This is a genomic window from Aquamicrobium terrae, assembly GCF_040545735.1.
In the GTDB taxonomy this organism is placed as follows: domain Bacteria; phylum Pseudomonadota; class Alphaproteobacteria; order Rhizobiales; family Rhizobiaceae; genus Mesorhizobium; species Mesorhizobium terrae_A.
Map to the genome: position 1 here is coordinate 337,448 of NZ_JBEPML010000004.1, position 11,230 is coordinate 348,677.

Annotated in this window: 10 protein-coding genes; 3 read left to right on the plus strand and 7 right to left on the minus strand. The window is 65.2% G+C overall.

Annotated features, from left to right (window positions below):
- Positions 1-4: 4 nt before the first annotated feature.
- From ABID37_RS08695 to ABID37_RS08725, 7 genes are all read right to left on the minus strand, one after another.
- A complete protein-coding gene (locus ABID37_RS08695) occupies positions 5-982 on the minus strand; it encodes a DUF4432 family protein (RefSeq protein ID WP_354193856.1) in 978 nt (325 codons plus the stop codon).
- Entirely contained in the window at positions 979-2,508 is a 1,530-nt protein-coding gene (locus ABID37_RS08700; RefSeq protein WP_354193857.1) for a sulfatase, read from the minus strand. The genes ABID37_RS08695 and ABID37_RS08700 overlap by 4 nt, the downstream gene beginning before the upstream one ends.
- A gap of 11 nt (positions 2,509-2,519) precedes the next feature.
- On the minus strand, positions 2,520-3,347 hold the full coding sequence (locus tag ABID37_RS08705) for a carbohydrate ABC transporter permease (RefSeq protein WP_354193858.1): 828 nt from the start codon (positions 3,345-3,347) through the stop codon (positions 2,520-2,522).
- On the minus strand, positions 3,344-4,330 hold the full coding sequence (locus ABID37_RS08710) for a carbohydrate ABC transporter permease (protein ID WP_354193859.1): 987 nt from the start codon (positions 4,328-4,330) through the stop codon (positions 3,344-3,346). The genes ABID37_RS08705 and ABID37_RS08710 overlap by 4 nt, the downstream gene beginning before the upstream one ends.
- 16 nt (positions 4,331-4,346) lie before the next feature.
- Positions 4,347-5,705 carry an extracellular solute-binding protein gene (locus tag ABID37_RS08715; RefSeq protein WP_354193860.1) on the minus strand — a complete coding sequence of 453 codons (1,359 nt, stop codon included), beginning with the start codon at positions 5,703-5,705 and terminating at the stop codon, positions 4,347-4,349.
- A 110-nt stretch (positions 5,706-5,815) separates the two neighbouring features.
- The gene (locus tag ABID37_RS08720) at positions 5,816-7,366 is read right to left on the minus strand and encodes a CehA/McbA family metallohydrolase domain-containing protein (protein WP_354193861.1); all 1,551 of its coding nucleotides are present in this window, start codon (positions 7,364-7,366) and stop codon (positions 5,816-5,818) included.
- Positions 7,367-7,515: 149 nt separating this feature from the next.
- The gene (locus tag ABID37_RS08725; protein WP_354193862.1) at positions 7,516-8,634 is read right to left on the minus strand and encodes a GntR family transcriptional regulator; all 1,119 of its coding nucleotides are present in this window, start codon (positions 8,632-8,634) and stop codon (positions 7,516-7,518) included.
- A gap of 264 nt (positions 8,635-8,898) precedes the next feature.
- On the opposite strand from ABID37_RS08725, the gene ABID37_RS08730 reads away from it, so the two are divergent.
- From ABID37_RS08730 to ABID37_RS08740, 3 genes are all read left to right on the plus strand, one after another.
- A complete protein-coding gene (locus tag ABID37_RS08730) occupies positions 8,899-9,870 on the plus strand; it encodes a glucokinase (protein WP_354193863.1) in 972 nt (323 codons plus the stop codon).
- A 341-nt stretch (positions 9,871-10,211) separates the two neighbouring features.
- Complete coding sequence (locus tag ABID37_RS08735; RefSeq protein ID WP_354193864.1) at positions 10,212-10,592, plus strand: DUF6152 family protein; 381 nt, start codon at positions 10,212-10,214, stop codon at positions 10,590-10,592.
- Between the two features lie 8 nt (positions 10,593-10,600).
- Positions 10,601-11,065: a DUF6644 family protein gene (locus ABID37_RS08740; protein ID WP_354193865.1), complete on the plus strand. Its 465-nt coding sequence runs from the start codon at positions 10,601-10,603 to the stop codon at positions 11,063-11,065.
- Positions 11,066-11,230 lie beyond the last annotated feature (165 nt).

The window sequence follows — 11,230 nt, forward strand, 5'->3', positions numbered from 1 at the left end:
AGCCTTATCCTTGTTTGTCCTCACCGGTCGCCTCTATGCCGACCTCAATCGCGAAATTCGCCGTTTCTCCCGGCTCCAGCAGCGGCGCGTCGGCATTGGAGCCGTCCGCACGGCGCCCGACAGTGCAGGGCTCCACCGAAAACACGCCCCGGCGCGGCCGCAGGTCCCGCCAAAGCTGAAGGTAGGGCAAGCAGTCCGAACGCCACCGAAAACGCACCTGCGTGCCGCCCCCACGCACCCGGCATTCGGCCACCGCTCCGGCTTGCAGCAGGTGCAGACTGGCAGGCACCGGGCCTTCTTCTTCCGGCATGGCAAGTGGCCCCAGAAGCCGTTCGCCATCGAGTTCGAGCACCGTTCCCGGCGCGACGGCGGGATAACCGAGGTTGAAATGATAGAGCAGGCAGAGCGGCAGCGGCTCGGGGCCGATATTCTCGATGCGGTCGAGGATGCGCAGGCCGGCGCCGCCGATGGGCGCCTCGATGCGGCGCTTCAGGAGATAGGCGTCCGCACCATTGCGCCATTGCACCACATCGCCCTCGCAATAGAGCATCGGCTCGGCGGCCTCCCAGTCCTCGCCATAGGCGCGCAGCCGGGCGGGCGAGTAGGGCAGGGAGCCGTGCAGCGGGTGCCCGTCCGCCGGCTGGCGGATATGCTCCAGCCCGCAGGTCACCAGGAATCCGCCGAAAGCGCGGTCAAAGCTGCGGCCGCCATCGGCGCCTGCGCTCGCGGGGCGCGCGCCGGGGCCGGCCGGGCTTTGCCAGCCGAGCTGTACGCCGCGCCAGGAGAGGGTGGCAATGTCGAGCGGCCGGTCCGCCGCCACCCAGAAGTCGAGCCCGCCGCCGGTGGAGAAGGCGAGCATCCGGGCCCCGTGCCCGGGCCCGTCGTCGAGCGCGATGCGCCGCACTGAAGCGATCTGTGCGAGATCGCCGGTCAGGGACCGCAGCCGCGCCGCCTCGAACCCGGTGGTGGCCGCGATGTTCATGACGGACCGACGCCCTTGTCGAGCGCAAGGCGCGTGAAGGCTTCCGACGGCGCGCCGTTGGCCCGCATCAGTTCCGCCATCAGCGCCACCATGCGCGTTTCCAGCGCCGGATCGTCAAGCGGGCGGTCCTGCCCCGGATCGGCGGCGAGGTCGTAGAGCCGGGTCTCGGATTCCAGCAGGCTGCCCGGCCCGTAATTGTTGTACATGGGCGAGCGGTCGATGACCGGCACCTTGAGCAGCGACGCCCCCTTGGTGAAGGAAAAGGGTGGCGCAAGCTCGATGTCGGCCAGCTCCTGCGGCGTGAAGGGCGAGAAGATGTGAGTGGGCACCAGCGTGTACTGGTAGAGCGCCTGCTTCGACAGGTCCTCCGGGAAGCGGTGATAGGTATGGCGGCCGTCGGTGACGTTCACCGCGCCGCCGAAATAGCCGAACAGCGCGCCCTTGCGGCGCTCGGTTCCATCGGCCATGCCGGCCAGCGAAAAGCCCTCGTTCTCCGGCGGCGGCTCGGCTCCGAACAGGTCGAGGAAGGTGGCCGCGATGTCGATCGTCTGGGTGAGCGCGCCCGAGCGCTGCCCGGCACGGCCGGGATGGCGCGGGTCGTGCAGGAACAGCGGGATGTGCGCCACCTCCTCATAGAGGTTCATGCGGTTCTTGGCCCAGAAATCATGCTCGCCGAGCAGGAAGCCGTGATCGGAGGTGACGACCAGCGCGGTGTCCTTCCACAGGTCGTGTTCGTCGAAATAGTCGAGCAGTTGGCCCAGCAGATGGTCGCACATCGACACGACGGCATAATAATTGGCCCGCAGCTCTTCGCATTCGGCCGGCAATTCATCGACGCGGCCATAGCGCGGCCAGTCGCGGATCGGCCCGTTCCAGCCGGTGTCGAAGGGCGCCTTGAAGCGTTCCGGCGCGGTGAAGGGCTCGTGCGGGTCGAAGGTCTCGATCTGCAACAGCCAGTTGTCGGCGTCGCGGTTGCGGTCGAGGAACTCGAAGCCTTCCGCGAAGCAGCGCACCGAAGGAAAATCCTTCTCCTGCCTGATGAACTCGCGGTTGACCATGTTCTGGCGGTGGTAGGAGCGCGGCTCCTCGCTGTACTGGCGGGCGTGATAGGTCTCGCGCAGCCGCTCCCAATGCGGCGCGACCATCGCCTTCCAGCGGTCGCCTTCCTGCCCGCGCACGAATTCGTAGGAATCATAGCGGTTGTGATAGGTCGCGCCGCCGTCTTCCCAATAGTGGAAATGGTCGGTGACCAGATGGCTGTAGGTCTTTTTCTGCCGGCTGAGTATTTCGGGGAAGGCGTTGTCGAACGGTTCCAGCGGCCCCCAGCTGCGGTGCAGGAAGGTCAGCCGCCCGGTCAGCATGTCACGCCGCGCCGGCATGCAGGGCAGGGAGCCGACATAGTGGCGGTCGAACGTGACCGAACGCGCCGCCAGCCGGTCGAAATTGGGCGTGGGCACGCGCGCGCCGCCATAGGCGCCGAGCATATGGCGGTTGAGCGAATCGAACAGGATGAAGACGGCTTTCATGGCGATCCGACCTATTTCACCGCGCCCTGCGTCAGGCCGCTGACGATATAGCGCTGCGCGATCAAAAGCACGATCAGCGCCGGCAGCATGGCGAGCGCGGCGCTGGCCGCCATTTGCGTGTACTGGATCTCGTAGTCCTGCGCGAACTTGGCGATGGCCACCGGCACGGTGGCCGTCTGCTTCATGGTCATGGTCAGCGCCACGGCGAACTCGTTCCACGACGAGATGAAGGTGAGGATCGAGGTGGCCGCGAGGCCCGGCGTGATCAGCGGCAGCACCACATGCCACAGCACGCGCGGCGTCGAGGCCCCGTCCATGATGGCGGCTTCCTCCAGCTCCTTCGGCACCTCGCGGATGAACACGGCCATCAGCCAGATGGCGATCGGCAGGTTGAGCGTGGCATGGGCCAGTATGAGGCCGGTGAAGGTGTTTTCAAGCCCCACGGTGCGCGCCATGGCGAACCAGGCGCTGGCCAGCGCCACCGGCGGGATCATGTGGAAGATCATGGTCCAGGCGAGGAAGATGTGGACCACCCAGCCCGGCCAGTTCAGCCGGTTGAGCGAAAAGGCGGCGAGCGTGGCCACCACCACGCACAGCACGGTGCTCGCCACGCCCACGATGATGGAATTGCGGTAATTGAGCAGGAAGTCCGAGGTCTTCGACCACAGCACCTCGTTGAAATTGTTCCAGATCGGCGTGAAGGTCATGTGACCCATGAGCAGCGAGATCTGCGTGCGGAAGGCGGCGCCCACGGTCCACACGATGGGCGCTATGACGACCAGAGCGCACAGCGCCAGCGCCAGATGCAGCATGAGCGAGGAGGGGAGGGGGCGTCTCATGGCTGCCTCCCCGTTCCGCGTCTTGCCGATATGGCGACGACCAGCAGGATCGAGACGAGAAAGATGATCGCCACCGACATGGCCGAGCCGTAGCCGGCCTTGTCCTCGGTGAAAAAGCGCTGGTAGAGCGTGAAGCTCAGCACCTCGGTGGAGGTGCCCGGTCCGCCGCCGGTGAGCAGATAGACCTCGTCGAACACCTTGAACGCCACGATGAGGCGGAAGGCGAAGGTGACAATGATGGTCGGCACCATCAGCGGCAGGGTGACATAAGCCAGTTCCTGCCACGGCCCCGCGCCGTCCATCTTCGCCGCCTCGAACACATCCTGCGGCAGCGATTCCAGGCCGGCGAGGAAGAGCAGGAAGCAGAACGGCGTCCAGTGCCAGATATCGACCACGATGACCGAAAGCAGGGCGGTCTCGGGGCTTCCCAGCCAGTCATGCGGCATCACGCCGAACAGGCCGAGCGCCTTGTTGACGAGGCCGAAGTCGAAATTCAGCATCAGCTTCCAGATCGCGCCGATGACGATGCCGGGAATGAGCAGCGGCAGGATGAAGATGGCCCGGTAGAGCACGCGTCCGCGCCCGATCTTCGAGACCATCAGCGCCATGGCGAAGGCCAGCACCATCTGGCCGGCCACCGCGGCGAGCGCGAAGATGACGGTATTGGAAAGGCCGGCGGCGAACAGATTGTCGGAGAACAGCGCCCTGTAATGGGCAAGGCCCACCCAGCTTCGCGTCGCCTGCCCGTCGGCCCACGTTATGTTCTGGAAGCTGGTCACGACAAGGTTGGCGATGGGCAGCACGCTGAGCGCCACCATCATCGCCAGCGCCGGGGCGAAGGTAATCCAGCGCCACAGGCGCTGGTCACCTCGCCCAGAGGCGTCATAACCCGAGGCGTCACACCCGGAGGCGTCGTGCCCGGCCGCGCTGCGGGCGGAGCCGGGCGGGGTTGCCGCCCGCGCGGAGGCTTGGCTTGTCGTCACCGGTTCACCTCCGGGGCTACTGCAAGGGGCTCAACTGCCCGGTGCTGTAATTGTGGCCGGCCATGATCTTCTCGATCTCGCCGGCCATGCCGTTCAGCGCCTCCACGCTGCCGATCTCGCCGGCAATCGCGCGGTTGAGGCCCAGTTCCAGCACCGCGATGACCTCGCTGGCCTCGGGGAACTGGTAGGAATTGACGGCGTGCGGCAGCGCCTGCGCCAACGGCTTCATCCAGCGATACTGGCGCTCCTCTGCGATCGGCTCCTTGTAGACCGCGGCGTTCACCGGAACGCCGCCGGCCCTGGCGGTCTCGAGCTGCGCGTCCTTGGTCTGGAACCAGCGCAGGAACTCCACCGCCGCGCGCTTGCGCTCGTCCGGCACGTTGCGCGAAATGCCGGCCAGCCAGTGGCCGAGCGCCGGCGCGGTGGGCAGGCCGGGCGCGGAGGGCGGCACGGCGTATTCGACCTTGTCGACGACCGCCGACTTGTCCGGGTCGTCCATCTGCGACACCGCCGAGATCACCATCATGACATGGGCCGCGGTACCCGTCACCATGGCCTGGATGACATTGGCCTGGTCGTTGGCGGCGGTCTTGGGATGGCCGGCTTCCTTGGCCAGACGGATATAGTAGTCGAGTGCCGCGCGGCCTTCGGGTGAGTTCAGCGTGACGGTGAAATCGCCTTCCGACTGGTTCTTGAAGATGCCGCCGCCAAAACCGTAGAGATAGGGATAGAAGTCGTAGGAGACGGTGGCCGGGCCGCGCGCGCCACGCTGGACGATGCCATACATGCCGGGCGGGTTGTGCAGCTTCCTGGCGTTGGCCTCCAGCTCGTCGAAGGTCTTCGGCACGGTGAGGCCGGCTTCCTCGTAGAGGTCGCCGCGATAGTAGAGCATGGGGATCAGCGGCGAGACCGGGATCGACATCAGCTTGCCGTCGCTGGTCAGCGACTTCTTCTGGGCATTGTAATAGATGGTGTCGTTGAGCGTGTAGAGGTCCGGGTCGAGCTGGAAGCCCGGGTCGATGTCGGTGATGGCATCGACGAAGCCGCCGGCATACATTTCGGTGAACCAGCCAGAATTCATGATCAGGATGTCGTACTGGCCTTCCCTGGAGCGCACCGAATTGCGCTGCTTCTCCAGCGAGCCGGCGAAGGGGTTGACGTCCAGCTCCACCTTGTTGCCCGTTGCCGCCTCATAGGCCTCGACGGTCTTGCGGAAACTGTCGAACCACGGCGACTGGTTGATGACGATGGTGATGGGGGCCACGCTGGCCGCATGGAGCGGCCGCCACGACAGCGGCGCCAGCGCGCCGCCCAGACCGGCTGCGCCGAGCCCCTTGAGGAGGGTTCGTCTTGGAATGCGGATGTTCCTGGTCACTTCAAATACTCCCAATTTGCGCCACCAATTTATGGCCCGGTCTGCGGGCCGTCATGCAAAGGGCAAAATGGCCGGCCTCTCTTTATTGGATGCCTTTGCCATGATCCCCCTCATTCGCAGAAAATCGGACTCGCCCAGTTCCACTGCCCGTTGGCCTGCCGCATGCGGGCATAGAGCCATTCGCCGCGCCGCAGCGGCTCGATGCCGATCGAGCCATGCCACTGCCACTGATGCGGGCGCGGCAGCGGGTGCAGGCGGAAGGCGGGGCTGTCGATGGGACCCAGATTTCCCGACAGCGCGCCCTGCAAAAGACGCTCGGCGCTGGCCTCGAACACCTGCCCGTCCACCGTCAGCCTGACGCGCGAATCCGGCCGGATGCGGATGCGGGCGGCGATCGCCTGCGTGGCGGCGGTGGAATTGTTCGGGTTGGCCATGGCGCGCAGGGCAAACGAAATGCGACTGCCGTCGAGTTCGACGCGGGCCTCGTCCTCGCCATCGCCGTCGCCCTCCAGCGGCGACACCACCTCCGGACCGCGCAGGCGCGGCTCCACGCCCAGGATCTCGCCGTCGAGCAGTTCCAGCGTGCCGGTCCAGTCGTGGAAGGAGCCACGCGCGCCCCAGCCGAGCTCCAGCACCAGCAGCGTCTCCATCGAGCCGTTGGCGACCTCGATCGGGGAGGGGGCGAGGTCGGGCGTGACGCGGGCGACGATATCCCCGTTGCGGATGACGTCGATGCAATCGATGAAGCCGCCGCCGACGGCTTCCAGCTCCAGCTCCGCATTGCCGCCCGCCGCCACCGTGGCGCCCTGCACGGCATCGCCGACGGCGAGGAACAGATGGCTGCTGTCGCCGGTCAGCGCATTGGTGCAGCGACCGTTGATGGCCTCCCACAGGGCGTCGCGGTCGTTCTCGGCCGCGTAGACGGCCGAACGGCCATGGCCGTAGGAGCCCGGATAGCCGCTGTGATGGTCGGTGTTGCCGAGGAAGCCGAAACGGTGGCCACGCGACAGGCCGTGACGGGCCGTCGAGAACCCGTCGCTCGGACCCATCGAATGCAGGAAGGGTCGGTCCATGACCGAAGTTTCGGAGCAGCCGTGCATGGAGACGATCTCCATGACCGGCGACAGCTCGGCGACCACCGAATCCCAGTTCACGCCGCGCGCGCCGAGCCGGTAGCCGATATGGTGCGGGAAGGCGAAGGCCCCGTCGCCCACGGCGGCGCGCAGCAACCTATGCAGTTCTGCCGGGGTTTCCGCCTCGATCAGCGGCTGGCCGGCGATGTCGCGATAGACGACCGTGTAGTCGCCATGGGCGAAGGAATGGATCTCGTAACCGGGAAAGACGGTGAAGACACCCGGCTCGTCGGCCCTCGCCAGTTCCTCGAAATGGCCGGCCCACAGCTTCTGGAGGCGGGCGAAGCCCTTGACGTGGAAATCGACGATATGGGCGACGCTAGCGTCGTCCACCGGCATGTCCGGCCAGTAGGCATGGCCGGTGACGGAGACGAAATCGAGCTGGCGGCGCGCCCGCCGCAACGCGGCTTCCAGGCTGCCATGGCCGTAGGAGATGCCGCAATGATTGTGGATGTCGCCGTACCAGGGGCGCAGGCCGAAGCGCGCAGCCAGCGGAGACAGCCTTTCCGGCAGACGTTCACCGATCATGCGTCCCTCGCGCCTCCTCCGCGCCGGTCCGGCCCCGGCATGGCCGCAGCCCGCCGGTTCAAGTTCAATATGTATTGTAGCGTATCATACATGTCCGACGGCGCAAGCACGGAATCGCGGGCAGAGCGATTTTACAGGGGGGCGGACGGTCAGGGAGCGGGCGCGGCGGTGCTTTCGCGGAGGGTCCGCGCGCATTCCAGATAAACGATCTGCGGCGCGGCCTGCGGCGCTTCCAGCCGCCGGCGGATGGTCTCGATCAGCCGCCTCGCGCCTTCCAGATAGGAACTGCCGGCAATGCTCATGACCCCGAAATGCTCGCTCGGCACGTCATGATGGCCGAGGAGGAACACGGCCAGATCGCGCGGACGGCCTATGCCCAGCTCGTCCAGGCAGCGCCTTATGCCGAAGGAATCGGACAGGCCGAGCGTGACCATGGCGCTGAAGGGCAGGCGGCCCTTGCCGTCCATAAGCCCCGAAAGCGCCTCCTTCAGCGCGTCGCCCACCGCATGGGTCGGGTTGTGGACGCCGCGCAGCATGATGGTCCGCGTCTCCTGCCATTGCGCCTTGCGGCGTCCGGCGCGCTCGAAGGCCCGGCGCACGGCAAGGATGGGCTGGGCCATAGAATCCAGCGACACAAGCGCCACGGAGCGGTGCCCCATGCCGGCCAGATGCTCCAGCGCCATGTCCAGCGCGTCCTCCCAGTCGGTGCCGACGCGGTCGATATCGACACCGGAAACGGTGTGCCCGTCAACCACCAGCGCCCGCGCCTTGCCCTGGAGCAGGCTGAGCAGTCGGATCGGGATGCTCTCATAGTGCGATTGCAGGATAGCGGCGTCGAAACGCGGGATCGAGGTGAGGATGTCCAGGAGATGGCCGGTGTTGTGATAGGAGATCTGCACGACCTTGCTGCCCGAGCGCGACAGTTCCTCGACAATATGGTTCTGCACCAGCATGCAGCGCTCGTTGAGGCTGGCGTTGGACAGGATCAGCAGGCTCTCCAGCCGGTCGTCGGGCGCGCTCTCAGGCGCTTCCGCCACGGGCGCGCGAATGACCGGCGCGCCGTTTTTCACCACATAGGTGCCGCGCCCGACCTGCGAGGTCAGGAGCCCGGCCTGCCTGAGTTCCCCTAGCGCCTCCTGCACGGTCGCCTGGCTGACGCGATGGGCGCGCATCAGCTCGCGCACGGTGGGAAGCCGGGCACCGTCGTCCAGCTGCGCGATCTGCTCGCGAAGGGCGGTCAGTACGACATTGGCGGGTGCGGCTCGCAATGCTGTGCCTCGACTTGTCAATTCCCCGGGCGATTCGCCGGTTTCCCGGCGCCTGTAACGGGATACATTTCGAACTCCGACGGCGCAATCCGCGCCTCCTCGGGTGCTTCCGCCATTTGCGGCAGACTCACGACCGTAACCATAGCACACCAAAATACAAATTGAACTTTACAATTTGTATGGCGCAGCTATCTTCCCGCCAGAAACGCAGTTCCAGCCCTTCATCCCGCCCAGCATTCCACATCACAAGGTGGCCGCCGCATCATGATCGCTCTTGCCTGTGACGTCGGAGGAACCAACACGCGCATGGGCCTGGTGCACGAGGGCCTGCTTCTGACCGAAACCGTCGCCATCTACCGCAATGACGACTTCGCCGATTTCTACGCCGTGGCCGCCGCCTATCTGGCCCGGGCAGGGCAGGCATCGGTCGATGCCGTGTGCATCGCGCTCGCCTCGGTGACGACGGCCGAGGGCGCAACGCTGACCAATCGCGACTGGACCATTGAACGGGGCAGGGTGCTGACAGGTTGCAGGGCGGAACGGGTCGAGTTCATCAACGATTTCGAGGCGCTGGGCTTTTCCCTCGGGCAGGCCGAAAAGCTGCGCACGCGCCGTCTCGCACAAGGCGATGGCGGGACAAAGGGCGCGCCGCGTCTGGTTCTGGGGGCGGGCACCGGCTTCAACGCCGCCGCGTGGTGTCCCTCGCTCTTCGACGGCGTGCCGCATGTGGTCGCCGCCGAATGCGGGCACATGACGCTGGCGCTGGCCGGCGCAGAAGAGTTTTCGTTGCAGGAGGCGCTGTCGCGCATAAACGGCCGCGCCTCGGTGGAGCGCGCCCTTTCCGGCAACGGCCTGGTTTCGATCTACAGGTGGCAATGCGCCCGCGAGGGCGTCGAGCCGCGATTCGATGCTGGAGCCGACATTTCAAGATGTGCCGTGGCGCACAGCGACGACCGCTGCCTGGCCGCGGCAAATGTGTTCCTGCGCCTGCTCGGCCGCCTCGCCGGCGACCTGGCGCTGGCCTACCTGCCTTATGACGGCGTCTATCTCGCCGGCGGCGTGACGCGCGCGCTGGCGCCGCTGTTGGAAAGCGGGCCGGCCTTCCGGCAGGCTTTCGGGGCCAAGGGCCGCATGGCCGGGCTGATGGAGCGCTTTCCCGTCCATCTGCTGAGCGACGATGCCAGCGCCCTGCATGGCTGCGCCGAATGGATGCGACTATCGGCTGCCGCGCGTTGAAATAAAAACGGCGGCAACGCCGCGCGCCTTCCTCACATGTCGGCTGCATGGCGGCCAGCAAACGGGCATTGCGACCTTCGGCTGAAGGTTCTCTTTTAAGGATGGCTTCCCAAAAATACCGCTCGACCTGAAAACCACCAATACGTGTCGATTCAAGATGTCGAACAGTCGAATGACGGCTGTCGGGCCTCTCTATGTCACTCCACCGCTGCTTCCCATTCGCCAAAAGCAGACGGCGAGGCCATGCCAGCCATCCTGAGTGTCGCAATTAATTGTATTGGGGAACTTTCGGGAGCCGGTATACTTCATCAGATACGGTATAAAGCAATCAGGAGGCGAGCATGATCGTGAGAAAGCTGATCGGTGGCTTTGCCGCCGCGATGGTTCTGGCAATCTCCACCTCGGCTGTAGCGCACCATGGGTGGTCCTGGGCCGAGGACGAACAGATTGAAATGACCGGCACCATCCAGTCGATTTCCTTTGCGCCACCGCATCCCTCGCTCGTCGTGGAGATCGACGGAAAGGTTTGGGATGTTGAACTGGGCAACCCCAACCAGACCCAGCGCGCAGGCTTTGTGGAAGGCGAGGCGGAAATCGGCGATGAAGTGGTCATCCTTGGCCATCGCTCGCTTGACGAAAGCAAACTGGTGATCAAGGCCGTCAGAATAACGATCGACGGACAGAACTACGATCTCTATCCGCAACTGATCGAAAACCGGTAGGCTCGACCGTGCTGGAGTGGTTGTCCGAGACAGCGTTGGCTCGGGCACTGATCACCAGGCCAACGCTCTATATTTTCGCCAATGCTGCCCATATACTCTCGATCGGCGTGCTGGCCGGCTCGATAATTTTGCTCGACCTGCGCATCCTCGGTCTGTTTCGTGAGCCCCGGCTGTCCGTCCTGGGGCCGTTCCTGGCCCGCTCGGCGATGGTCGGCGTCGTATTTTCGATTGTCACAGGGTTCATCATCTTCTCGGTCGACGCCGTCGAATATGCGGCCAACCCAGCCTTTCTGACAAAACTCGGTCTGCTCGTTGCCGGCATCGCCAATGCCTTGGCGCTTCATGCGAGCCCGGGATGGCGTGTCGCATTAGACAGTAACGAGGCCCCTGTGCCGACCAGGATCGGGGCGGCATTGTCGATCCTGATCTGGATATCCGCGATCGTCGCCGGTCGCTGGATCGGCTTTATCTAGCTGATAGAGCGTGAAAGGGGGCGCATCTCTAACTGGCCCAACTGTCGCATTACTAAATGGCCGCTACATGTCATGTGGCGGCGATGTAGAAATGTCGCGGGTTGTGCAAAATAGAAATGTCGCCTCCCACGCTTGGGAAGGCAGGGCGCGGCAAGTTAGAAATGC